Origin of the sequence: Variovorax sp. efr-133-TYG-130 (assembly GCF_030208835.1) — a bacterium.
Lineage (GTDB): Bacteria > Pseudomonadota > Gammaproteobacteria > Burkholderiales > Burkholderiaceae_C > Variovorax.
Genome location: NZ_JARVTD010000003.1, coordinates 379,590 through 402,677 on the forward strand (window position 1 = coordinate 379,590; position 23,088 = coordinate 402,677).

19 protein-coding genes are annotated in these 23,088 nt (G+C 66.3%); 1 reads left to right on the forward strand and 18 read right to left on the reverse strand.

Features of this window, described 5'->3' with window-relative positions; translation table 11 throughout:
- Positions 1 to 9 precede the first annotated feature (9 nt).
- The 18 genes from QRN67_RS03850 to QRN67_RS03935 form a co-directional block, all read right to left on the reverse strand.
- Positions 10 to 1,650: an isovaleryl-CoA dehydrogenase gene (locus QRN67_RS03850; RefSeq protein WP_285410590.1), complete on the reverse strand. Its 1,641-nt coding sequence runs from the start codon at positions 1,648 to 1,650 to the stop codon at positions 10 to 12.
- Between the two features lie 31 nt (positions 1,651 to 1,681).
- A complete protein-coding gene (locus QRN67_RS03855) occupies positions 1,682 to 2,698 on the reverse strand; it encodes an NADP-dependent oxidoreductase (protein ID WP_081269456.1) in 1,017 nt (338 codons plus the stop codon).
- A 29-nt stretch (positions 2,699 to 2,727) separates the two neighbouring features.
- Positions 2,728 to 3,192, reverse strand: a complete 465-nt coding sequence (locus QRN67_RS03860; RefSeq protein WP_106934426.1) for a PaaI family thioesterase — start codon at positions 3,190 to 3,192, stop codon at positions 2,728 to 2,730.
- Between the two features lie 9 nt (positions 3,193 to 3,201).
- Complete coding sequence (locus tag QRN67_RS03865; protein ID WP_081269454.1) at positions 3,202 to 3,999, reverse strand: SDR family oxidoreductase; 798 nt, start codon at positions 3,997 to 3,999, stop codon at positions 3,202 to 3,204.
- A gap of 29 nt (positions 4,000 to 4,028) precedes the next feature.
- On the reverse strand, positions 4,029 to 4,331 hold the full coding sequence (locus QRN67_RS03870) for a Dabb family protein (RefSeq protein ID WP_285410594.1): 303 nt from the start codon (positions 4,329 to 4,331) through the stop codon (positions 4,029 to 4,031).
- A gap of 15 nt (positions 4,332 to 4,346) precedes the next feature.
- Entirely contained in the window at positions 4,347 to 4,598 is a 252-nt protein-coding gene (locus QRN67_RS03875) for a hypothetical protein (protein WP_081269452.1), read from the reverse strand.
- Positions 4,598 to 6,451 carry an acyl-CoA dehydrogenase gene (locus QRN67_RS03880; protein WP_285410597.1) on the reverse strand — a complete coding sequence of 618 codons (1,854 nt, stop codon included), beginning with the start codon at positions 6,449 to 6,451 and terminating at the stop codon, positions 4,598 to 4,600. Before QRN67_RS03880 ends, QRN67_RS03875 begins: the two co-directional genes overlap by 1 nt.
- A gap of 169 nt (positions 6,452 to 6,620) precedes the next feature.
- On the reverse strand, positions 6,621 to 7,796 hold the full coding sequence (locus QRN67_RS03885) for an acetyl-CoA C-acyltransferase (RefSeq protein WP_081269450.1): 1,176 nt from the start codon (positions 7,794 to 7,796) through the stop codon (positions 6,621 to 6,623).
- 43 nt (positions 7,797 to 7,839) lie between these two features.
- The gene (locus QRN67_RS03890) at positions 7,840 to 9,315 is read right to left on the reverse strand and encodes a M20 family peptidase (RefSeq protein WP_285410598.1); all 1,476 of its coding nucleotides are present in this window, start codon (positions 9,313 to 9,315) and stop codon (positions 7,840 to 7,842) included.
- Between the two features lie 28 nt (positions 9,316 to 9,343).
- Positions 9,344 to 11,449: a 3-hydroxyacyl-CoA dehydrogenase NAD-binding domain-containing protein gene (locus QRN67_RS03895; protein ID WP_285410599.1), complete on the reverse strand. Its 2,106-nt coding sequence runs from the start codon at positions 11,447 to 11,449 to the stop codon at positions 9,344 to 9,346.
- 147 nt (positions 11,450 to 11,596) lie between these two features.
- Positions 11,597 to 12,292 (reverse strand): ABC transporter ATP-binding protein, encoded by a 696-nt coding sequence (locus QRN67_RS03900; RefSeq protein WP_093056893.1) that lies wholly within the window; start codon positions 12,290 to 12,292, stop codon positions 11,597 to 11,599.
- 1 nt (position 12,293) lies between these two features.
- Positions 12,294 to 13,064, reverse strand: a complete 771-nt coding sequence (locus QRN67_RS03905; protein WP_081269446.1) for an ABC transporter ATP-binding protein — start codon at positions 13,062 to 13,064, stop codon at positions 12,294 to 12,296.
- Positions 13,061 to 14,389: a branched-chain amino acid ABC transporter permease gene (locus tag QRN67_RS03910; protein WP_285410604.1), complete on the reverse strand. Its 1,329-nt coding sequence runs from the start codon at positions 14,387 to 14,389 to the stop codon at positions 13,061 to 13,063. Before QRN67_RS03910 ends, QRN67_RS03905 begins: the two co-directional genes overlap by 4 nt.
- A 4-nt stretch (positions 14,390 to 14,393) precedes the next feature.
- A complete protein-coding gene (locus tag QRN67_RS03915) occupies positions 14,394 to 15,347 on the reverse strand; it encodes a branched-chain amino acid ABC transporter permease (protein ID WP_081269444.1) in 954 nt (317 codons plus the stop codon).
- A gap of 79 nt (positions 15,348 to 15,426) precedes the next feature.
- Positions 15,427 to 16,659: a branched-chain amino acid ABC transporter substrate-binding protein gene (locus QRN67_RS03920; protein WP_081269443.1), complete on the reverse strand. Its 1,233-nt coding sequence runs from the start codon at positions 16,657 to 16,659 to the stop codon at positions 15,427 to 15,429.
- A 219-nt stretch (positions 16,660 to 16,878) separates the two neighbouring features.
- Positions 16,879 to 18,108 carry a branched-chain amino acid ABC transporter substrate-binding protein gene (locus QRN67_RS03925; protein WP_081269442.1) on the reverse strand — a complete coding sequence of 410 codons (1,230 nt, stop codon included), beginning with the start codon at positions 18,106 to 18,108 and terminating at the stop codon, positions 16,879 to 16,881.
- 142 nt (positions 18,109 to 18,250) lie between these two features.
- On the reverse strand, positions 18,251 to 19,894 hold the full coding sequence (locus QRN67_RS03930; RefSeq protein ID WP_081269441.1) for a 3-(methylthio)propionyl-CoA ligase: 1,644 nt from the start codon (positions 19,892 to 19,894) through the stop codon (positions 18,251 to 18,253).
- A 114-nt stretch (positions 19,895 to 20,008) separates the two neighbouring features.
- Positions 20,009 to 21,847, reverse strand: a complete 1,839-nt coding sequence (locus tag QRN67_RS03935) for a carboxylesterase/lipase family protein (RefSeq protein ID WP_285410607.1) — start codon at positions 21,845 to 21,847, stop codon at positions 20,009 to 20,011.
- Positions 21,848 to 21,998: 151 nt separating this feature from the next.
- Here QRN67_RS03935 and QRN67_RS03940 point away from each other — a divergent pair, with 151 nt between their 5' ends.
- Complete coding sequence (locus tag QRN67_RS03940) at positions 21,999 to 23,078, forward strand: AraC family transcriptional regulator (protein WP_285411147.1); 1,080 nt, start codon at positions 21,999 to 22,001, stop codon at positions 23,076 to 23,078.
- Positions 23,079 to 23,088 lie beyond the last annotated feature (10 nt).

The following is a 23,088-nucleotide window of genomic DNA, read 5'->3' on the forward strand; positions in this document are numbered from 1 at the left end:
GGCGCGCGCTCAGCGGGGCTGCGCGCGCTGGATGATCGAATCGAAATTGGTGCCGGCGCCGAGCGTGCCGAAGGCGTTGCCCCAGTCGCCGCCGAGGCGCGATGCGCAGAAGGCACCGGCCACCGCCGCCGGTGCGGTCTGCGCGAGCAGCGATGCCTGCACGGCCAATGCCACGTCCTGTGCCAGGCGGCGCGCCTCTGTTTCGGAGGCCATCGCCTCGATGCGTGCGGGCAGCGCATCGGCAAGACGGTCGAGCGCCGCGTGCTGGCCGCGCGCGGGCGCCAGTTCCTTCGTCAGCGCGGCAATCGCGTCGCCCTTGCGCAGGCCGCGCAGCAGGTCGAGCGCCATGATGTTGCCGGCGCCTTCCCAGATGGAGTTGAGCGGCATCTCGCGGTAGATGCGGGCCATGATGCCTTCGCCGCCCTCTTCCACATAGCCGTTGCCGCCGAGGCATTCCATGGCCTCCTGCGCGAAGTGGCTGCCGCGCTTGCAGATCCAGAACTTGGCGACGGGCGTGAGCAGGCGGGCCATCAGGCGCTCGTGCTCGTCGTCCTGGCGATCGAAGGATCTCGCGAGGCGAATGGCCAGCGCCGTGGCGGCTTCGCTTTCAAGTGCGAGGTCGGCCAGCACGTTCTTCATGAGCGGCTGGTCGATCAGGGGCTTGCCGAAGGCGTTGCGCTGCGTCGCATGGTTGAGCGCGATGCCCAGCGACTGGCGCATCAGGCCGCTGGTGCCCAGCGCGCAGTCGAGCCGGGTCATCGTGCCCATCTCGAGAATCTGCGGAATGCCGCGCCCCTCCTCGCCCACCAGCCAGGCGCTGGCGCCCTGGAACTCGACCTCGGAACTGGCGTTGGCCTTGTTGCCCAGTTTGTCCTTCAGGCGCTGGATCTGGATGGCGTTGCGCGTGCCGTCGGGCAGCACGCGCGGCAGGAAGAAGCAGCTGAGCCCGGCCGGCGCCTGCGCCAGCACCAGGAAGGCATCGCACATCGGCGCCGAGAAGAACCACTTGTGGCCGGTGATGGCATAGCGCTCGCCCCAGGCGTCGCTGCCGTCGCGCACGGCCCGGGTGGTGTTGGCGCGTACGTCGGAGCCGCCCTGCTTCTCGGTCATGCCCATGCCCATGGTCACGCCGGGCTTGTCGCTGAAGCGCTTGAGCGCCGGGTCGTACCGGAGGCTGCCGAGCTTCGGGCCCCAGTCGGCGTACACGCCGGCATTGCCGCGCAGCGCGGGCGTGACGGCGTAGGTCATGGAGATGGGGCAGAGAATCGACGGCTCCAGCTCGGTGAAGAGCATGAAGCCGGCCGCGCGCAGCACATGCGGCGACGCCGAGGTGCCGCTCCACGGCGTGCCGTGCAGCCCCGCGCCCACGGCGGCGCTCATCAGCGCGTGATAGCTCGGATGGAATTCCACCTCGTCGACGCGCCGGCCGAAGCGGTCGTGCGTGTGCAGCTCGGGCGTGTGGATGTTGGCCAGCCGCGCATGCGCCTGCATGCCGGCCGAGCCGAGGGTCGCGCCCAGTTCGTGCAGCTGCGTGGTCTGCAGCGCGGGCGCGTTGAACTTCAGCGCATCGCGTAGCGGCCGGTTGGTGTCGAAGAGGTTGTAGTCCACCAGCGGCGTGGGCTGGTTGAAGACCTCGTGCGTGGTGTCCATGACCGGCCTCCTTGCCGTGCGTTCAGCTCATTCAGATCAGTTTGACGAGTTGCTTGCCGAAGTTCTTGCCCTTGAGCAGGCCCAGGAACGCTTCGGGCGCCGATTCGATGCCTTGCGCAATCGACTCGCGCGGCTTGAGCTTGCCCGTGCCCACCAGCGTGCCCAGTTCCGTGAGCGCCTCGGGCCACACTTCCATGTGTTCGCTGACGATGAAGCCTTCGATCTTCATGCGGTTGATGAGGATCAGCGCCGGGTTCGCGAGCGGCAGCGGCTGGCCGTCGTAGCCCGCGATCATTCCGCACAGCGCCACGCGGGCGAAGGCGTTGGCGCGCAGCAGCACCGCGTCGAAGATGTAGCCACCGACGTTCTCGAAGTAGCCGTCGATGCCGTTCGGGCAGGCTTCCTTCAGTGCCGCGCTCATCGACTTGACGTCGGGGTGCTGGCGGTAGTCGATGCAGGCGTCGAAGCCCAGCTCGTCGGTCACGTACTTGCACTTGTCGGGGCCGCCGGCAATGCCCACCACGCGGCAGCCGCGCGCCTTGGCCAGCGCGCCGAAGGCACTGCCCACCGCGCCGCTGGCGGCGGTGATGACCACGGTTTCACCGGCCTTGGGCGCGATGATCTTCACCAGCCCGTACCAGGCCGTGACGCCAGGCATGCCGACCGCGCCGAGGTAGTGCGAAAGCGGCACATGCGTGGTGTCGACCTTCTTCAGCGCGCCGGGCTGCGAGGCGTCGACCACGCTGTATTCCTGCCAGCCGCCGAAGCCGACCACCTTGTCGCCCACGGCGTACTTGGGGTGCTTGCTCTCGACCACTTCGCCGACCGTGCCGCCCTGCATCGTCTGGCCCAGCGGCTGCGGCTGCGCGTAGCTCTTGGAGTCGTTCATGCGCCCGCGCATGTACGGGTCCAGGCTCATGTAGTGGTGGCGCACCAGCACCTGGTTGTCTTTCAGCGCCGGGGTTTCCGCGGTCACGAGCTTGAAGTTGCTCGCCACGGCCTCGCCGTCGGGGCGGTTGTCGAGGTGGATCTGCTTGTTGGTGGGCATGTGTATCTCCGGTGTTGGGTGTGTGTCTGTCAGTCGGTCGATGGCGGGCGCATGGCGTTGGCGCTCGCGGGGCCGGTCGGCAGGCGGCGCTTCACGTACTTGAAGGTGCCCGTGGCGTGGGCGCACACGCGCTCCTGCTCGTCGTAGATCTTGGCTTCCGTGAAAGCCAGCGTCGCCGTGCGGTGAATGAGCGTGCCGCGCGCACGCAGCGGCCCCACGGAAGGCTGCATGAAGCTGGTCTTCATCTCGATGGTGACCACGCCGGTCTCGGGCGACACGCTGCGCGCGGCCGCGGCCATGGCGATGTCCAGCAGCGTCATGCAGGCGCCGCCGTGGGTCACGTCGAAGGTGTTCAGGTGCTCCGGCTTGGCGGTGTAGGCGATCTCGGACTCGCCGCCCTCGAACTTCGTGAGCTCGAAGCCGAGGTGGCGCGCAAAGGGAATCTGGCTCGTGTACGAGCGGATGTTGATGTCGTCGGATTCTGGAATTGTCATTTCGGTTTTTCAGGCGGCGCCCAGCACCACGCTCACGCCGCCGTCCACCGCCAGCCACTGGCCGGTGATGTGCTTGCCGGCATCGCTCGCGTACAGCAGCGTCAGGCCCTTCAGGTCTTCGTCGTCGCCCAGGCGGCCCAGCGGGGCCTGCGCGGCCATCTTTTCCTCGCCCAGCGACTTGATCAGGCCGGCGGCCATCTTCGTCATGAAGAAGCCCGGGCAGATCGCGTTCACGTTGATGTTGTACTTGCCCCATTCGGCGGCCAGCGTGCGCGTGAAGCCGATGACCGCGGTCTTCGAGGTGTTGTAGGCCAGCGTCTGCATCTCGGGCGGGTTGCCGTTCAGGCCGGCGATCGAGGCGATGTTGATGATGCGCCCGGTCTTCTTCGGGATCATGTATCCGTTGGCGATCTGCTGCGACAGGATGAAGTAGCCGCGCACGTTGAGGTTCATCACCTTGTCCCAGGCCTCGACCGGGTGGTTTTCGGCCGGCGCGCCCCAGCTGGCGCCGGCGTTGTTGATGAGGATGTCGACCGCGCCCATGCGCTGCAGCGTCTCGTCGGCCAGGCGGCGGGTGTCTTCCTCCTTCGAGCAGTCGGCGGCGATCCAGCGCGCGTCGATGCCGGCGGCCTGAAGCTCGGCCGCGGCCTGCTCCAGGTCGTCGGCCTTGCGCGAACTCAGCATGATCTTCGCGCCCGCCTCGCCCAGCGCGTGGGCCATCTGCAGGCCAAGGCCGCGCGAGCCGCCGGTGATGAGTGCGGTCTTGCCGGTGAGGTCGAAGAGTTTCTGGACGGTGCGGGCGGTCATGGGGTTGTCTCCGGGGTTCGGTTTCTGGGTCAGATCTCGTAGTCCATGCACTGGCGGGCTTCGCGCACGGCGCCGATGAATGGCTTCAGGGCCAAGTGCTGCGGATGGTCCGCATAGGCCGCGAGCGCGGCGGCGTCGGTGAATTCCGAGTTCAGAATCAGGTCGTAGGTGGCTTCCAGGCCGGGCTGGGCGATGGCCACTTCGAAGCGGTGCGTGCCCGGCGACAGCCTGGCGCATGCGTCGAGCAGCGCCTTGGCCTTGCGCAGGTTGGTCGCCTTGTCGGCGCCCTCGGCGTGCTCCTTGAACTTCCACATCACGATGTGCTTGAGCATGGCGTCGTCCTCGGGCTACTTGTTGCCCAGCCGCGAGCGCACGTAGATGAGCACGAAGCCCACCAGCGAAACCAGCCCGCCGGGAACGGCGATCGACCAGCCCAGGGCGGCGTCGGTGCGGCCGGTGGAAATGCCCAAAATGACGAGGAACAGGCCGCCGTAGATCAGGATCCAGATCCACTTCTCCAGGCGGGCATGCGGCTTGGGCGGCTTCGGTGCGTTTGCGGGGGTGTTGGGGGTGGAATTCGGCGGATTGTTGATGGCCATCAGAAGGCGTCCTCGGGCAAAGCGGTACAGGTCGGGTCGCGGGTTTCGACCACGTTGAGCCAGGCACCGATTTTCGGCAGCTCGTAGTGGAAGAAATAGTCCGTGGCGCCGATCTTGCCAGCTGTTACCGCCCTGGCCTTTTCACCGTCGTTCTCCAGGGCCCTGCCGGCCACGTCCAGCCAGATCCAGGCCAGCACCGTGTGGCCGAAGGCCTGCATGTAGGGCACCGCATTGGCCAGCGCGTCCGCCGGGTCGCCGGTGGACCAGGCGGCCTCGGTCGCGCTGCCGATGCGCTGCAGCGCGGCGCCCAGCGCCTTGGCGTGGGCCGCCAGCGCGGGCACCTCGGCGGTGCGGCCGATGGTGGCGGTCATGCGGCCGGCCAGCAGCTGCAGGCCGCGGCCCTTTTCCATCAGCACCTTGCGCCCCAGCAGGTCGGCCGCCTGGATGCCGTGGGTGCCTTCGTGGATCATGTTCAGGCGGTTGTCGCGCCAGTACTGCTCCACCGGAAAGTCGCGCGTGTAGCCGTAGCCGCCGTGCACCTGGATGGCCAGCGAATTGGCCTCCAGGCACCACTCGCTGGGCCAGCTCTTGGCGATGGGCGTGAGCACTTCCAGCAGCAGGCGCGCGTCGTCCGCGGCCTGGGCGTCGCCGGTCTTCTGCTCGTCGACCAGCCGGGCGCAGTACAGCTCCAGCGCCAGCGCGCCTTCGCAGTACGCCTTCTGCGCCAGCAGCATGCGGCGCACGTCGGCGTGCTCGATGATGCGCACCTGCGGCGCGGCCGAGTCCTTGGCGACCGCGGCGCCGGCGGCCTCTGGCTTCTTGACCAGGCGGCCCTGCGGCCGGGTCTTGGCGTATTCGAGCGAGGCGTGGTAGCCGGCCATGCCGAGCATGGTGGCGGCGGTGCCGACGCCGATGCGCGCCTCGTTCATCATGTGGAACATGCAATGCAGGCCCTTGCCCGGTTCGCCGACCAGGTAGCCCACCGCGCCGGCCTTGCCGTCGACCGGGTACTTGCCCTCGCCGAAGTTCAGCAGCGTGTTGGTGGTGCCGCGCCAGCCCAGCTTGTGGTTCAGGCCCGCCAGCGCCACGTCGTTGCGCTGGCCCGTGAGATTGCCCTGGGTGTCGACCATGCGCTTGGGCACGATGAACAAAGAGATGCCGCGCGTGCCCGGCACCAGCTTGCCGTTCTCGTCGGGAATCTTGGCCAGCACAATGTGCACGATGTTCTCGGTCAGCTCGTGGTCGCCGGCCGAGATCCACATCTTGTTGCCCGTGAGGCGGTAGCGCGGGCCCAGAGGGTCGTTCCGGAAGTCGTCGCCGTCGGGCACGGCGCGCGTGGCCACGTCGCTCAGCGACGAGCCGGCCTGCGGCTCCGACAGGCACATGGTCCCGGCCCAGCGGCCGGAGAACTCGTTCTTGGCGAACACCTCTTTCTGCATCTCGGTGCCGTGCACCATCAGCAGGTTGGCGTTGCCGCTGGTGAGCATGTTCGAGCCGATGCTCACCGAGGCCATCGCGAAGAAGCTGTTGGCGGCGGCCTGCATCGTGTACGGCAGCTGCATGCCGCCGATGTCGTAGTCCTGCGCGGCGCTCATCATTCCCGAGTCGACGAAGGCCTTGTGCGCGTCGTGCGTGGCCTGCGGCAGGATGACCTTCTCGCCGTCGAAATGCGGCTCCTGCGTATCGACCGTGCGGTTGAACGGCGCGTACTTCTCGCGCGCGATGCGCTCGCAGGTATCCAGCACCGCGTCGAAGGTCTCGCGCGAGTGGTCGGCAAAGCGTTCGCGCTGGTTGAGCGACTCGGCGTCGAGCCAGTCGTAGAGCAGGAAGTCGAGGGTGGAACGCAGGCTCATGGTCGGATGTTGATGTTGAGACTGCCGACTTCCACCGGCAGCGCTCGTCGGCCGGCGAAGCCCGGCCCATTCGTGGAACACCGCGGAACCGGCTTCGCCGGCCCGCTGGTGTTGCCCCCGCAAGGGGGTTGGCGAAGGCGACACGCAGTGCGCCGCCGCCTGGGGAGCGTCAGATGATTTCGAACACACCCGCGGCACCCATGCCGCCGCCGATGCACATCGTGACCACGACCTTCTTGGCGCCGCGGCGCTTGCCTTCGATGAGCGCGTGGCCGGTCAGGCGCTGGCCGCTCACGCCGTAGGGGTGGCCCACGGCGATGGCGCCGCCGTCCACGTTCAGGCGGTCGGCCGGAATGCCGAGCTTGTCGCGGCAGTAGATCACCTGAACCGCGAAGGCTTCGTTCAGCTCCCACAGGTCGATGTCGTTGACCGTCAGGCCCAGGCGCTTGAGCACCTTCGGAATCGCGAAGACGGGGCCGATGCCCATTTCGTCGGGCTCGCAGCCGGCCACGGCAAAGCCGAGGAAACGGCCCATGGGCTTCAGGCCCTTCTGCTCGGCGTATTTCTCGTCGACCACCACGCAGGCGCCGCCACCGTCGGAGAACTGGCTGGCGTTGCCGGCCGAGATCAGGCCGCCGGGAATGGCCGGGCGGATGCCGCTGATGCCTTCCTTGGTGGTGCCGGGGCGGATGCCTTCGTCGTTCTCGACGGTGACTTCCTTGGTGCGCAGGCCCATCACGGGGTCGGCCACGCCGGCCAGCACGGTGATGGGGGCGATCTCTTCCTTGAAGCGGCCGGCTTCCAGCGCGGCGGTGGCCTTCTGCTGGCTGGCGGCGCCGTATTCGTCCATGGCGTCGCGGCTGATGTTGTAGCGCTTGGCGACCTGCTCGGCCGTCTGCAGCATGTTCCAGTAGATCTCGGGCTTGTGCTTCACGAGCCAGGGATCGGCCAGCATGTGCTTGTTGGCTTCGTTCTGCACGCACGAGATGCTCTCGACGCCGCCGGCCACATACACCTCGCCTTCGCCCGCGATGATGCGCTGGGCGGCGGTGGCGATGGTCTGCAGGCCCGACGAGCAGAAGCGGTTGATGGTCATGCCCGACGTGGTGATCGGCAGGCCGGCGCGCAGCGCGATCTGGCGCGCGATGTTGGAGCCGGTCGCGCCTTCGGGCGTGGCGCAGCCCATGATGACGTCGTCCACCGAGGCGGGGTCGATGCCGGCGCGCTGCACCGCGTGCTGGACCGCATGGCCGCCCAGGGTGGCGCCGTGCGTCATGTTGAAGGCACCCTTCCAGCTCTTCGCGAGCGGCGTGCGGGCGGTGGAAACAATGACGGCGCTGGTCATGGTGAGGTCCTTTGAAGCAGATGGAAGGGAAAAGAGGTTGTCGTCATTGCGCCGGAGCAGCGTTGGTGTTGCTCAGGAGCTGGTGATAGAAGCCGATCATCTCGCCGTAGTTCGAGATGGCCAGGCGTTCGTTGTTGCCGTGGATGCGTGCCAGGTCCTCGCCCTTCAGCCGGAACGGCGAGAAGCGGAAGACGGCATCGCTCACGAGGCTGAAGTGGCGCGAGTCGGTCGCGGCGGTCATGAGGCCGGGGGCCACCACCGCGTCGGGGAAGCTCTGGCGCACGGCCTGCTGGATCGCGCGGTAGCCGGTGCTGTCGGTCGGCGACACGGGCGAAGGCTCCGCGTTGCCCGGGTACTGCTTGATCTTGATGTCGTCGTTGGCCAGCTGCTTGCGCAGGTGCGCCTCGACGCTGGCGAGCGTGTCGCCCGGCAGGATGCGGAAGTTGACGGCGGCCTCGGCGCGCCCGGGCAGCACGTTGTCCTTGTTGCCGGCGCGAACGATGGTCAGCGCGGTGGTCGTGCGCAGCATCGCGTTGCTGCTGGGGCTCTTCTCGAGAATGCCTCGCACCACGGGTTCGGTGAGCCACAGGTTCGAGAGCATCACGCGGTTCACGCCGCTCATCTCGGGCGCGAGGGTGCCGAACATCTGGCCGGCAATGCCCTTGATGCCGCCGGGCATCGGGTTGGCCTCAAGCCGCGCGAGCGCCGCGCTCATGCTGCCGATGGCGCTGTGCTGCGGCGGCATCGACGAATGGCCGGGCGCCGTGTCGAGCGACAGGAAGAAGGTGCCGTAGCCCTTCTCCGCCAGGCCGATGAGCGCCGCCGGCTTGCTCAGCCCGGGCAGCACGCCGTCGAGCACCAGCAGGCCCTCGTCGAGCACCCAGTCCAGCCACACGTTGCGCGACTTGAGCAGCTCGGCGATGGGCAGCGCGCCGCGCAGGCCGCTCACCTCTTCGTCGTCGCCCATCACGAGGTAGACGGTCTGCCTCGGCTTGAAGCCGGCGCCGATGAGCAGCTCGATGGCTTCCATCTGCGCGAAGAGATTGCTCTTGTTGTCTAGCGTGCCGCGGCCCCAGACGTAGCCGTCCTTGATCTCGCCGGCGAAGGGGTCGACCGTCCAGGCCTTCTCAGTGCCCGGCGCGATGGGGACCATGTCCTGGTGCGCCATCAGCGCGATGGGCCTGGCCTGCGGATCGGTGCCGGCCCAGGTGTAGAGCAGCGCCTTGTTGCCCACCACTTCTTTCTTGAGCGTGGCGTGCACCTTGGGAAACTGCTGCTCCAGGTAGGCATGCAGCTTGTCGAACTCGGCCGCGTTGGCGGCCGGGTCGTCCATGCCCGACACCGTGCGGAACGTGATCGCCGTCGACAGCCGTTTGGCGGCCGCCTGCAGGTCGATGTCCAGCTTGGGCGCGGGCGCCACCGCCAGCTGCTGCGACGGCGTGGTCCAGGTCTTGACCGCCACGGCGGCCACCAGCAGGACGATTGCCAGCAGCAGCCCGAGGAAGATGCGTTTCAACATTGGCGGTCGGTCCCTTTGCCTTCGCGGATCAGCTGAACTGCTTGCCTTCGGCCACCAGCTTCTGGATCAGCGGCGCGGGCTGCCAGAACTCGGCGTCGTCGCGCGGGTTCTTGGCAAAGCGCTTCATCGTCTCGGCCACGTTGTACAGGCCGACCTGCGATGCGTAGTGCATCGGGCCGCCGCGCCAGATCGGGAAGCCGTAGCCGGTCAGGTACACCATGTCGATGTCGCCCGACTTCGAAGCAATGCCGTCTTCCAGGATGTGCGCGCCTTCGTTCACCAGTGCGTACACCAGGCGTTGCACGATTTCTTCATCGGAAATCTTGCGCGGCGTGATGCCCAGTTCCTTGCGGTGGTCCTCGATCATCTTGTTGACCAGTTCCGACGGAATGGCGTCGCGCTTGCCGGCCTGGTAGTCGTACCATCCTGCCCCGGTCTTCTGGCCGAAGCGGCCCAGTTCGCAGAGCTTGTCGGCCGTGCGGCTGTACTTCATGTCGGCACGCTCGACGGCGCGGCGCTTGCGAATCGCCCAGCCGATGTCGTTGCCGGCCAGGTCGCCCATGCGGAACGGACCCATGGCAAAGCCGAACTTCTCGATGGCCTTGTCGACCTGCTGCGGCGTGGCGCCTTCGTCCAGCAGGAAGCCGGCCTGGCGCGAGTACTGCTCGATCATGCGGTTGCCGATGAAGCCGTCGCACACGCCCGAGACCACGGCCGTCTTCTTGATCTTCTTTCCGATGGCCATGACCGTGGCCAGCACGTCCTTGGCGGTGGCCTTGCCGCGCACCACTTCGAGCAGCTTCATCACGTTGGCGGGGCTGAAGAAGTGCATGCCGACCACGTCCTGCGGACGTTCGGTGAACGATGCGATCTTGTCGACGTCGAGCGTCGAGGTGTTCGAGGCCAGGATCGCGCCCTTCTTGGCGACGCGGTCGAGTTCCTTGAAGACCTTCTCCTTCACGCCGAGTTCTTCGAACACGGCCTCGATGATCAGGTCGGCGCCTTTCAGGTCGTCGTAGCTCAGCGTGGTGCTCAGCAGCGCCATGCGCTGTTCGTACTTGTCCTGCTTGAGCTTGCCCTTCTTGACCTGGGCCTCGTAGTTCTTCTTGATGGTGGCAACGCCGCGGTCGAGCGCTTCCTGCTTCATCTCGAGGATCTTGACGGGGATGCCCGCGTTCAGGAAGTTCATCGAGATGCCGCCGCCCATGGTGCCGGCGCCGATCACGCCGACCGACTTGATCTCGCGCTTGGGCGTGTCTTCCGGCACATCGGGAATCTTGCTCGCGGCGCGCTCGGCCATGAACAGGTGGCGCAGGGCCAGCGATTCGGGCGTGAACATCAGCGCGGTGAAGATGCGGCGCTCTTCGGCCATGCCGGCGTCGAACTTCATCTTGGTGGCGGCCTGCACGGCGTCCACGCATTGCAGTGGCGCGGGGTAGTTCTTCGACATGCCGCCGACCATGTTCTTGGCGAACTGGAAGTAGGCGTCGCCTTGCGGGTGCTTGCAAGGCAGGTTGCGCACCAGCGGCAGCGCTTCACCGGTCTTGCCGGCCACGCTCTTGGCGAAGGCCACGGCTTCTTCGAACACCGATTCGGGCGAGGCGGCCAGCCTGTCGAACAGCTTCTGGCCGGGCAGGCTCGCGAGCAGTTCGCTCTTCACGGCCTCGCCGCTGACGATCATGTTCAGCGCAGTCTCGACACCCACCACGCGCGGCAGGCGCTGCGTGCCGCCGGCACCGGGGATCAGGCCCAGCTTGACTTCGGGCAGCGCGACGCTGGTGCCCGGGGCAGCCACGCGGTAGTGGCAGCCCAGCGCCAGCTCGAGGCCGCCGCCCATGCACACCGAATGGATGGCCGCGACGATGGGCTTGGCCGAAGCTTCCAGCGCGAGGATCACGCTGAGAAGGTTGGGCTCCTGCAGCGCCTTGGGCGTGCCGAATTCCTTGATGTCCGCGCCGCCCGAGAACGCCTTGCCGGCACCGGTGATGACGATGGCCTTGACGGCGTCGTCGGCATTGGCCTTGGCCAGGCCATCGGTGATGCCGATGCGGGTCGAGAAACCGAGACCGTTGACCGGAGGGTTGGTCATGGTGATCACGGCGACATCGCCGAGCACTTTGTATTCAGCCGTCATGCTGCGTTCCTTGGTGTGTGAAGAAAAGAAGAAAAAGCACGAGTGTTCTTTTTCAGGGATTCTAGGCGTTTCGCGAGGCCAGACAATGGCACGCAGTCGCTGTAGAGACAAGGGGATCCGGGGCTGGGCCCGGATCCCCTGGGGGGATCAAACCTCTAGCCACTCTTTGCGAGTGGTGGCATCCGCGCGCAGGCTGTCGGGGGTGCCGTCGAACACGATGCTGCCGTGGCCCATGACGAGCGCGCGGTCCGAGATCTGCATGGCGATGGTGAGCTTCTGCTCGATCAGCAGCACCGAGATGCCCTTGTCCTTCAGCGTGCGCAGGTACTGCCCCACCAGCTCGACGATCTTGGGCGCGAGGCCTTCGGTGGGTTCGTCGATGATGATCAGGTCGGGGTCGCCCATCAGCGTGCGGCACAGCGTGAGCATCTGCTGCTCGCCGCCCGAGAGCACGCCGGCCTCGGTGTGCTGGCGTTCCTTCAGGCGCGGGAACATGCCGTACATGTCGTCGAACGACCAGCGGCTGCCCTTGCCCGAGCCCTTCTGCCCCAGCAGCAGGTTCTGGTGCACCGTGAGCTTGGGAAAGATGTCGCGGTTCTCGGGCACGTAGCCGATGCCGAAGTGCGCGATTTCATAAGCCTTGCGGCGCAGGATGTCCTGCCCCTTCCAGTGCAGGCCGCCCTCGGCATGCACCAGGCCCATGATGGCCTTGGCGGTGGTCGAGCGGCCCGAGCCGTTGCGGCCCAGCAGCGCGACGATCTCGCCGGGGTTCACGTCGAACGAAACGCCATGCAGCACATGGCTCTTGCCGTAGTAGGCGTGGATGTCTTTGAGCTTCAGCATGTCAGTGTCCCGCCCCTTGTGCATCCGCGACAGAGGAGCCGAGGTAGGCCTCCTGCACGCGCGCATTCGCGCGCACCGCAGCCGGCGTGTCGAAGGCGATCACTTCGCCGTACACCACCACCGCGATCTTGTCGGCCAAGCCGAAGACCACGCCCATGTCGTGCTCCACCGTCAGCAGCGTCTTGCCCACGGTGACGTGCTTGATGAGCGAGATGAAGTGCGAAGTCTCGGTCTTGCTCATGCCGGCCGTGGGCTCGTCCAGCAGGATCACGCTGGCGCCGCCAGCGATGGTCACGCCGATCTCCAGCGCGCGCTGCTCGGCGTACGTGAGGTTCACCGCATGCACGTCGCGCTTCTTCTCCAGGCCGATCTGCCGAATGAGCTCCTCGGTGCGCTCGTTGGCGTCGTCCAGGTTCGAGAGAAATCGCAGGAAGGTGTACTTGTAGCCCAGGCTCCACAGCACGCCGCAGCGCAGGTTCTCGAACACGCTGAGCTTCGGGAAGATGTTGGTGATCTGGAAGCTGCGCGACAGGCCCATGCGGTTGATCTCGTACGGCTTCATGCCGTCGATGCGCTGACCGTTGAGCAACACCTCGCCGCTGGTGGGCGTGAGCCGCCCGCTGATCAGGTTGAACAGCGTGGACTTGCCCGCGCCGTTCGGCCCGATGATGGCGATGCGCTCGCCGGCCGTCACGGCCAGGTCCACGCCACGGATGATGTCCGTCTTGCCGAAGCTCTTTCGCAGGCCCTTGAGTTCGAGTGAATAGGTCATGCCGTCTCCCGCCGCTTGATCTCGGCTTCGATTTCTTCCTGCGCCTGGCCCCAGGCCTTCGCGAAGCGCCTGCGGAACACCTCGAAGATGCCCAGGCCCACCGCCAGCAGCGCCACCGCGACGATCCAGCTCGTGGCCGAAGAGGTGTCCAGCTGCAGGCCCGCGAACGGCACCAGGGGGCCGAGCGCCGCGTTCAGCTGCATGTGATAGATCATCTCGACGATGGCCGCCGCGCCCGCGAGCATCACGCCCGCGCCGACGAACAGGCCCACGTACAGCAGGTAGAAGCGCTTGATCTTGCCGAACAGCGCCACGCGCACGTTCATCATGATCAGGCTGGCCACGCCGCCGGGCGCGAACATCACCATCAGCAGGAACACCAGGCCCACGTACAGCAGCCAGGCCTTGCTGAGTTCGGACAGCAGCACCAGCGCGAACACCAGCAGCGCCGCGCCGATGATCGGCCCGAAGAAGAAGGTGGCGCCGCCCAGGAAGGTGAACAGCAGGTAGCTGCCCGAGCGCAGCCCGTTCAGGCTGTCGGCCGCGTTCACGATCTCGAAGTTGATGGCCGCCAGGCCGCCGCCGATGCCCGCGAAGAAGCCCGCGATGATGAAGGCGTAGTAGCGCACGCGCTGCGTGTTGTAGCCGATGAACTCCACGCGCTCCGGGTTGTCGCGCACCGCGTTCAGCATGCGTCCGAGCGGCGTGCCGGTGAAGGCGAACATCAGCCCGGTGCAGATGAAGCAGTACACCGCGATCAGGTAGTACACCTGGTTCTGCGGCCCGAAGTTGATGCCGAAGAACGAGGCGCCGTACACGCGGTTGGTGGTGATGCCGCCCTCGCCGCCGAAGAAGCTGGGGAACATCAGCGCCATCGCGGCCACCAGCTCGCCCAGGCCGAGCGTGATCATCGCGAAGGTGGTGCCCGACTTCTTGGTCGACACATAGCCGAACACCAGCGCGAAGAACATGCCGCCGAGCCCGCCCACGAGCGGAATCAGCACCAGCGGGATCGGCAGCTTGCCGGCGCCCGCCAGGTTCATGGCGTGGATGGCGATGAACGAGCCCAGGCCCACGTACACCGCGTGCCCGAAGCTGAGCATGCCGCCCTGCCCCAGCAGGATGTTGTAGCTCAGGCAGATGATGATCAGGTAGCCGATCTGCGACAGCATGGTGAGCGCCAGGCTGCTGGTGAAGATCATCGGCGCCACGATCAGCAGCAGCGCGAAGAAAGACCAGATGAAGATGCGGCCAATGTTCAGCGGCTTGAACCGGTAGTAGCGCACCGGCGTGGAGGTCGAAGCGGTTGTGGTTGCAGTATTCATGGCGTCAGTCCTCCCGGGTTCCGAGAAGACCCTTGGGCCTGAAGATGAGGATCAGCACCAGGAACAGGTACGGAAGAATGGGCGCCACCTGCGAGATGGTGAGCTTGAGCAGCTCGTAGCCGAAGGTCTGGTCGGTCACGGCCACGCCGAGCGCCTGCAGGCCGGTCGCGAGCGACTGGTCCATGGCCACCGCGAAGGTCTGCACGATGCCGATGATCAGCGAGGCCAGGAATGCACCCGCCAGCGAGCCCATGCCGCCGACCACCACCACCACGAAGATGATGGAGCCGACCGAACCCGCCATGGCCGGCTCGGTGACGTAGGTGTTGCCGCCGACCACGCCAGCGAGCCCCGCCAGCGCGGCACCGCCGCCGAACACCAGCATGAACACGCGCGGCACGTTGTGGCCCAGCGCCTCGACCATGTCGGGGTGCTTCAGCGCCGCCTGGATGACCAGCCCGATGCGGGTGCGCGTGAGCAGCAGCCACACCGACACCAGCATCAGCACCGCCACCAGCATGATGAACGAGCGCGACTTGGGGAACTGCGTGCCGTAGAGCGTGAAGAGCGGCCCCTGCAGCGCCGTCGGCAGGCCATAGGGCACCGTGGAACGGCCCCACACCAGCTGCACGATTTCGAGAATGAGGTACGAAAGACCGAACGTCACCAGCAGCTCGGGCACGTGGCCGAACTTGTGGACGCGGCGCAGGCAGTAGCGCTCGAAGGCCGCGCCCAGCACGAACACCAGCAGCGGCGCGATGAAGAGCGCCGGCCAGAAGCCGACGATGCCCGACAGCGTGTAGGCGAAGTAGGCGCCCAGCATGTAGAAGCTGGCGTGCGCGAAATTGAGCACGCCCATCATGCTGAAGATCAGCGTGAGGCCAGAGCTCAGCATGAACAACAGCAAGCCGTAGCTCACGCCGTTGAGCAGCGAGATGACGAAGAATTCGACGTTCATCGGTCTTTCGTGTCAGGTAAAAAAGAAAAAGGCCCGAGTGTTGAAGTCGGGCCTCGACCGCGTTGGCGCGCTCCCGAAATCAGGAGGGGCGCTTCATCTGGCAGGACGTGGGCGTGCTGGCCACGTAGGCGTCGTAGTACTTCACGGGTGCCAGCGTGTAGCCGGTGTTCTCCGGGCTGTACGGGTACTTGGCACTGGCCTTTTCCCAGCGGGCGATGTACAGGCCCTGCTGCAGCTGGTGATCGGCCTTGCGCAGTTCGACGTCGCCGTTGAAGCTCTTGAACTTCATGCCTTCCATGGCGGCCGCTACCTTGACGGGGTCGGTCGACTTGGTCTTCACGAAGGCTTCGGTCAGGGCCTGGAACACGGTGTAGATGTCGGTGGTGTAGAGGTCGTCGTTGAACTTCTTCTTGAAGTCTTCGGCGTACTTCTGCATGTCGCCGCCCATGTTGTAGTGGGCATAACCGACCTGGTAGACCTTGCCGTCGGACGCCGCGCCCATGGCGGTCGGCGTGCCGGTGGTCACGGCGTAGTAGGTATAGAACTTGACGTTCAGGCCCGAGTCGTTGGCGGACTTGATGAGCAGCGCGAGGTCGGAGCCCCAGTTGCCGGTGATGACGGTATCGGCGCCGGAAGCCTTGATCTTCGCGATGTACGGCGCGAAGTCGCGCACCTGCGCGAGCGGGTGCAGGTCGTCGCCGACGATCTGGATGTCGGGGCGCTTGTGCTTCAGGTCTTCCTTGGCGAACTTGGAAACCTGCTGCCCGTGCGCATAGTTCTGGCCGATGATGTAGACCTTCTTGATGTCCGGCTGGTCCTTCATGTAGGTGGTCAGCGCTTCCATCTTCATCGACGTGTCGGCGTCGAAGCGGTACTGCCAGTAGCTGCACTTGCTGTTGGTCAAGTCGGGGTCGACGGCCGCATAGTTAAGGTACAGCGCTTCCTTGCCGGGGTTGCGCGCATTGTTCTTCTCGAGCGCATCGATGATGGCCAGCGCAGGGCCGGAGCCGTTGCCCTGCACGATGTAGCGCGCGCCCTGGTCGAGGGCCGAGCGCAGCGCGCTGGTGGTCTCCTGCGGGCTGAGCTTGTTGTCGATGCCGATGATCTCGAACTTCACGCCGGCGGCGTTCTTCTTGTTGAACTCTTCGGCGAAGAACTGGAAGGTCTTGAGCTGATTCGTCCCGACCGCGGCCATGAGGCCCGACAGCGGGTCGAGCCATGCGATCTTGACGGTTTCACCCTTCTGGGCGAGGGCACCGGTGGCGGTGGCCGCAATGACGGCTGCGGCAGCGATTTTCAGAGCGAAATTCAATCTATATCTCCTGGTCAAACCGAATCAGAACCGAATCAAAACGCTGTACGAGCGTACAAGCGATTGCAGCCCCTCCCCTCAGGGAATGCCCGTAAGAGCGAGGCCGCAAGGGGCCGTTTCTATCGCGCATGCGACAGCGCGGCGCCCGAATTGCTACCCGCGGGTAGACCGCTGCTACCAGCGGGTAGAAATGCTGGAGCGGACGCGCGCCAAGACCACTCAGGGACGCTTCATCTGGCAGGTGGTGGGCGTGCTTGCCACGTACGACTCGTAGTACTTCACGGGCACGTTCGTGTAGCCGGTGTTCTCCGCGTCGTAGGGGTACTTGGCGCTGGCCTTTTCCCAGCGCGAGATGTACAGGCCCTGCTGCAGCTGGTGGTCGGACTTGCGCATCTCGACCTCGCCGTTGAAGCTCTTGATCTTCATGCCCTCAAGCGCCGCCGCCACCTTGACCGGATCGGTCGACTTCGTCTTGGCGAAGGCCGCGTCGAGCAGCGCGAAAACGTGATAGATCGACGACTGCGTCAGGTCGTCGTTCATGCGCTTCTTGTAGCCGTTGAGCAGCTGCTGGATCTCGCCGCCCATGTTGTAGTGGGCGTAGGCCACGGTGTAGACCTTGCCGTCCGAAGTGGCTCCCATGGCCGTGGGGGTACCGGCGCCCGGCGCGTAGTAGGTGAGGAACTTGACGTTCAGGCCCGAGTCGTTGGCCGCCTTGATGAGCAGCGACAGGTCGGAGCCCCAGTTGCCGGTGATGACGGTGTCGGCGCCCGAGGCCTTGATCTTGGCGATGTAGGGCGAGAAGTCGCGCACCTGCGCCAGCGGGTGCAGGTCTTCGCCAACGATCTGGATGTCGGGGCGCTTGACCTTCAGGTCTTCCTTGGCGAACTTGGCCACCTGCACGCCGTGGGCGTAGTTCTGGCCGAGCAGGTAGACCTTCTTGATGTCGGGCTGGTCCTTCATCCAGGTGGTCAGCGCCTCCATCTTCATGGAGGTGTCGGCGTCGACCCGGAAGTGCCAGTAGCTGCACTTGCTGTTGGTCAGGTCGGGGTCGACCGCCGCGTAGTTCATGTACAGCAACTCCTTGCCGGGGTTGCGCGAGTTGTTCTTCTCGATGGCGTCGATGATGGCCAGCGCCGGGCCGGAGCCGTTGCCCTGCATGATGTAGCGGGCGCCCTGGTCCTGCGCCGAGCGCAGCGCGGCGGTGGTCTCCTGCGGGCTGAGCTTGTTGTCGAGCGCGATGATCTCGAACTTCACGCCCGACTGGTTCTTCTTGTTGAACTCCTCGGCAAGGAATTGCGTGGTCTTGAGCTGGTTGGTGCCGACCGCGGCCATGAGGCCGGACAGAGGGTCGAGCCAGGCGATCTTGACGGTCTCGCCCTTTTGCGCGAATGCGGCGGTAACGCTCACCAACATGGCGCAGGCAGCTACTGACTTGATAGCAAATTGCATGAGGAGTCTCCAGTTTCGTTATGCGGGATCGCAGCGTACAAGCGCCCTTTTTTTCACCGCACAGGGATTGCCCGCAAGGAAAGCCGCCGGGGCGGCTTTCCTATCGCGTGCGCGACAGTGCGGCAGGGCTTTGCCTGTGTTTTCAGAGTGTGGGCAGCTTGTAGTCCTTGAGCAGCTCGCGCAGCTTGGTCTTCAGGATCTTGCCGGTGGCGCCCAGCGGAATGGCCTCGACGAACACCACGTCGTCGGGGATCTGCCACTTGGCGGTCTTGCCCTCGTAGAACTTAAGCAGCTCCTCGCGCGTGACTTCGGCGCCCGGCTTCTTCGCGACGGCGATGACGGGCCGCTCGTCCCACTTGGGATGGAACACGCCGATGCACGCGGCCATGGCCACGGCCGGGTGCGCAACGGCGATGTTCTCGATGTCGATGGAGCTGATCCACTCGCCGCCGGACTTGATCACGTCCTTGCTGCGGTCGGTGATCTGCAGGTAGCCCTCGGCGTCGATGGTGGCGACGTCGCCGGTGGGGAACCAGCCGCGGTTGCGCGCATCGGGAATGAGCGGATCGCCGCCCTCGCCCTTGAAGTATTCCTTGACGATCCACGGGCCCTTCACCAGCAGGTCGCCGAAGGCCTTGCCGTCCCAGGGCAGCTCGTTGCCGTCGCCGTCGACGATCTTCATGTCGACGCCGAAGATCGCGCGGCCCTGCTTCATGCGGATCTTCAGCTGGGCGTCCGGCGGCAGCGACAGGTGCTTGTTCTTCAGCGTGCAGAGCGTGCCCAGCGGGCTCATCTCGGTCATGCCCCAGGCATGCAGCACCTCGACGTCGTACTTCTCCTGGAACGCCGTGATCATGGCCGGCGGGCAGGCCGATCCGCCGATGACGGTGCGGTCCAGCTTGCTGAACTTCAGGCCGTTGGTCTGCATGTGGCCCAGCAGCATCTGCCACACGGTGGGCACGCCCGCCGCGAAGGTCACGCCTTCGGCCTCGATCAGGTCGTACACCGACTTGCCGTCGAGCGCCGGGCCGGGGAACACCAGCTTGCAGCCCACCAGCGCGGCCGAGTACGGAATGCCCCAGGCGTTGACGTGGAACATGGGCACCACAGGCAGCACCGAGTCGCGCGCCGACAGGCGCATGACGTCGGGCAGCGCCGCGGCATACGCATGCAGCAGCGTGGAGCGATGGCTGTAGAGCGCGGCCTTCGGATTGCCCGTGGTGCCGCTCGTGTAGCACATGCTCGACGCGGAGTTCTCGTCGAAGCTGGGCCATTCGTAGTCGGTGGGCTGCGCGCCCATCCAGCTCTCGTAGCTCACCAGGCCGGGCACGCCGCTGTCGGCCGGCAGCTTGTCGGCATCACACAGTGCAACCCATTTCCGGATCGTGGGACATTTGGCGTGCACCGCCTGCACCAGCGGCAGGAAGCTCAGGTCGAAGCACAGGATCTGGTCTTCGGCGTGGTTGGCGATCCAGGCGATCTGGTCGGGGTGCAGGCGCGGGTTGATGGTGTGCAGCACGCGGCCGCTGCCGCTCACGCCGTAGTACAGCTCCAGGTGGCGATAGCCGTTCCAGGCCAGGGTCGCGACGCGGTCGCTGAACAGCAGCTGCTCGCCGTCCAGCGCATTGGCCACCTGCCTGGCGCGCGATGCGATGTCGCTCCAGGTGCAGCGGTGGATATCGCCCTCGACACGGCGCGAGACGATCTCGCCGTCGCCATGGTGGCGCTCGGCGAACTCGATCAGCGACGAGATCAAAAGCGGTTGGTCTTGCATCAAACCCAGCATCTACGGACTCCTATGTGAAATGACTTCATGAAAACTTGCGGACAACGGATTCACGCAAGCTTCGGCCACTTCCACAATGACACAAACCCGCACTGCAAGATTGAACGGAGCGGCTCATTGCGCCGGGGTGATCCTGATGTCCGTGGGCGTGGCGTCGAGCAGCAGTTGCGAAGGCCACGGCGCCCAGGTTGCACCAAGTTCGGGCGTGTTCGGATCGCCCTTGCGCATGAAGGCCCCGATGCTGGCCATGACGGCCTTCGACAGCGCGAGCCGCCCTTTCTCGTTGGCCTTGCCGCCGACGGAGCTCGACAGCACCGACGGGCCGAAGTTGCCGAACACGAACGGCAGGTCGAAGGCGTGCGAGGCGCCGTACACGTCGTTCCACGGCGAAGCCTCCTGCGACCAGTCGAGGCGGTAGTGCCAGATGTTCGACTGGCGCGTCTTCATCGTGTCGAGCAGGTTGTCGCGGTTGGCCTCGAACAGGCCCTTCGTGATGAGCGCGGTGGCCGCGTTGTAGCCGGTGCCGGCCTTGTCTACCGGAAGGTAGAACGGACCGATGATGTCGTTCACCGTGAGCGTGGGCGCGGCATCGGGGTCGAAGTTGAACATCAGCGAGAAGCGCTGGGCGTCGTTGACGATCCAGCCCGAGGTCGGGAAGCCGATGGTCCCCAGCAGCGACGCGAAGAGCTTGCCCTCGTCGCGCGTGTTGCCCGCGAGCATGGGCACCTTCACGTACCGGTCGGCCGCGATGGCGCCGATAGGGTCGGTCGGGATCACGGTGCCGTCGGGAATCGGCGCGACCGAGCCCAGCCCGGCCGCCGCCACCTTGCCGAGCAGCGCACCGCCGTCCTGCGCCCGCAGGTACGCTGCGATCTGGGCCGGCGTGCGGGTGGCGATGTAGGCCTTGGCTGCGGTTTCGTCAGCAGCTGTGCCGTCGGCCACGAGCAGCTTCTCCAGGATGGCCGCGCCCTGCGCGAGCGAAGCCGAGGCCGGAGACAGCGAAGGCAGCGTGCCGGGCGGCAGGTTGGTCGCGAGCGAAATGCCGCCGCTCATCTCGAAGGCCTTGTGGAACAGGCCCTTGGCCATAGGCGAAGTCATGACCGACAGCAGGTTGGTAGCGCCCGCCGACTCACCCGACAGCGTGACGTTGCCCGGATCGCCGCCGAAGTTGGCGACGTTGTCCGCAATGAAGCGCAGCGCCGCCATGTTGTCGAGCAGCGCGAAGTTGCCCGAGTCATCGCCCTGCGTGCCGCCGGGTTTCAGCTGCGGAATGTTCAGGAAGCCCAGGATGCCGAGGCGGTAGCTGGCGGTGATGACCACCGCGTTGGCGGTCCTGGCCAGCTTGGCGCCGTCGTACAGCGGGTCGGCCGTATAGCCGGAGATGTTGCTGCCGCCATGGATGAACAACAGCACCGGCAGGTTCTTCTCGGCCGTCGCCGGGCGCCAGATGTTGACGAACAGGCAGTCTTCGCTGCCGACCGGCTTGCCGAGGTTGGTGCCGATGGTGGCGTCGTACGTGTTGTTGAGGCCGGGGCTGAAGATGCGGCCGATCTGCAGGCAGGCATTGCCGAATCTGGCGGCCGGGCGGATGCCGCTCCAGGCTTCGGGCGCAACCGGCGCACGCCAGCGCAGCGCGCCCACCGGTGCCTTGGCGAACGGAACCCCCTTCCAGTAGTAGGTGCCCGAGCCGGCGCTGTCGTCCACGCCTTCTATCTTGCCGGCCGTGGTCTGGCGCACCATCGGGCCGTCGGCCGGAGGCGGGGCCGCGGGCGCGGGGGCTGGCGCCGGCGCAGGCGCAGCCGGCAGGAAGGCGAAGCCGGGCGAACCGGACGATCCGCCGCCGCAGGCCGAGAGCGCTGCCAGGGCCGCGGCCGCGACCACTGCGGCGGCGGCCCTGGCTATCGCTGTTCTTGCCGCCGCGCCCTGGCCTTGCGCCGTTGTCTCTGTATTCATGTTCTTGTCTCCACACCGGGTTAATCGGAATTCCTTGCCTGGCGCACGGCACCCATACTCCGGGCCGCCGAGCACGCAAAAAAATTCTAGAAACCGGCGTCGTTTTCATCGCTATCGCAAGGAAGCCAAACGAATGACTTCAGGAGCCTCCCTGTCGCACCGCCAGCGCGGGCCGCAACGCCGGTCCGGCGGCATACCGCAGCCGGAACTGCGCACCAGCTCCGCCGCGTGGCTCGAAGGCGTGCTGTCGATGTTCGAGGCCGAAGGACTGGACGTGCCTTCGCTGCTGCTGGAGGCCGGCTTCGACCCCGAGTCCCTGCACCGGCAGAACGCACGCATCCCCGTCGACGAGATCACGGTGCTGTGGCAGCTGGCCGTGGCGCGCGCCGCCCGGCCCACGCTGGGCCTGCATCGCGACCTGGCCGCCACGCACAGCAAGCTGGGAACGGTGGGCCATGCCATGTCTTGCAGCCCCACGCTCGGGGCCGCGCTCGCGCGGCTGGCGCGCTACATGGCGGTGATCTCCGACGCGACAGCTTTCTCGCTGCACCCCGAGCCGCGCGGCTGCTGGCTGGTGATGGAGCACACCGGCGGCAGCCTGCCGATTCCGCGCCAGCGGGTCGAATACGCCCTGCTGACAACGCTGATGCAATGCCAGTGGCTCACGCGGCGCGAGCTGCAGCCGCTGGCCATGGAGTTCGTCTACCCCGCGCCGGCCGACGACCGGCCGCACCGCGAGGCCTTCGGCTGCGAGGTGCGTTTCAACGCGCCGGCCAACAGGCTGCTGCTGTCGGCCGCCGACCTGGCCCTGCCGCTGCCCACCCATCACGAGACGCTGGGCGAGCTGCAGGAGCACCTGCTCGACGATCAGCTCGACCTGCTGGGCCAGACCACCACCAGCAGCCTCGTGTGCGCCGAGATCGCACGCCGGCTGCAGCATGGCGAGCCGCGCCGGCAGGACGTGGCGTCCGGCCTGGGCCTGGCCGAGCGCACCCTGCAGCGCAGGCTCCAGGAGGAGTCGGTGTCGTTCCAGGGCTTGCTGGACCGCACCCGCCGCGAACTTGCGCAGCAGTACCTGGCGGAGGACCGCCATACGCTGACCGACGTGGCGGACATGCTGGGCTTCGTCGACACGAGCAACTTCTTCCGCGCCTGCAAGCGCTGGTTCGGCGTGCCGCCGGCGCAGTACCGGGCACGCATCTGGGACAGCCCCGCCCCGCTGGCTGCCTGACCGGCCACCC

Bases quoted from the DNA above. Each gene is read 5' to 3' on its own strand.
- QRN67_RS03915 (WP_081269444.1), bottom strand. From the start codon at position 15,347: ATGAACGTCGAATTCTTCGTCATCTCGCTGCTCAACGGCGTGAGCTAC.
- QRN67_RS03860 (WP_106934426.1), bottom strand. From the start codon at position 3,192: ATGACAATTCCAGAATCCGACGACATCAACATCCGCTCGTACACGAGC.
- QRN67_RS03895 (WP_285410599.1), bottom strand. From the start codon at position 11,449: ATGACGGCTGAATACAAAGTGCTCGGCGATGTCGCCGTGATCACCATG.
- QRN67_RS03905 (WP_081269446.1), bottom strand. From the start codon at position 13,064: ATGACCTATTCACTCGAACTCAAGGGCCTGCGAAAGAGCTTCGGCAAG.
- QRN67_RS03885 (WP_081269450.1), bottom strand. From the start codon at position 7,796: ATGACCAGCGCCGTCATTGTTTCCACCGCCCGCACGCCGCTCGCGAAG.
- QRN67_RS03890 (WP_285410598.1), bottom strand. From the start codon at position 9,315: ATGTTGAAACGCATCTTCCTCGGGCTGCTGCTGGCAATCGTCCTGCTG.
- QRN67_RS03925 (WP_081269442.1), bottom strand. From the start codon at position 18,108: ATGCAATTTGCTATCAAGTCAGTAGCTGCCTGCGCCATGTTGGTGAGC.
- QRN67_RS03850 (WP_285410590.1), bottom strand. From the start codon at position 1,650: ATGGACACCACGCACGAGGTCTTCAACCAGCCCACGCCGCTGGTGGAC.
- QRN67_RS03935 (WP_285410607.1), bottom strand. From the start codon at position 21,847: ATGAATACAGAGACAACGGCGCAAGGCCAGGGCGCGGCGGCAAGAACA.
- QRN67_RS03855 (WP_081269456.1), bottom strand. From the start codon at position 2,698: ATGCCCACCAACAAGCAGATCCACCTCGACAACCGCCCCGACGGCGAG.
- QRN67_RS03910 (WP_285410604.1), bottom strand. From the start codon at position 14,389: ATGAATACTGCAACCACAACCGCTTCGACCTCCACGCCGGTGCGCTAC.
- QRN67_RS03900 (WP_093056893.1), bottom strand. From the start codon at position 12,292: ATGCTGAAGCTCAAAGACATCCACGCCTACTACGGCAAGAGCCATGTG.
- QRN67_RS03875 (WP_081269452.1), bottom strand. From the start codon at position 4,598: ATGGCCATCAACAATCCGCCGAATTCCACCCCCAACACCCCCGCAAAC.
- QRN67_RS03870 (WP_285410594.1), bottom strand. From the start codon at position 4,331: ATGCTCAAGCACATCGTGATGTGGAAGTTCAAGGAGCACGCCGAGGGC.
- QRN67_RS03930 (WP_081269441.1), bottom strand. From the start codon at position 19,894: ATGCTGGGTTTGATGCAAGACCAACCGCTTTTGATCTCGTCGCTGATC.
- QRN67_RS03865 (WP_081269454.1), bottom strand. From the start codon at position 3,999: ATGACCGCCCGCACCGTCCAGAAACTCTTCGACCTCACCGGCAAGACC.
- QRN67_RS03880 (WP_285410597.1), bottom strand. From the start codon at position 6,451: ATGAGCCTGCGTTCCACCCTCGACTTCCTGCTCTACGACTGGCTCGAC.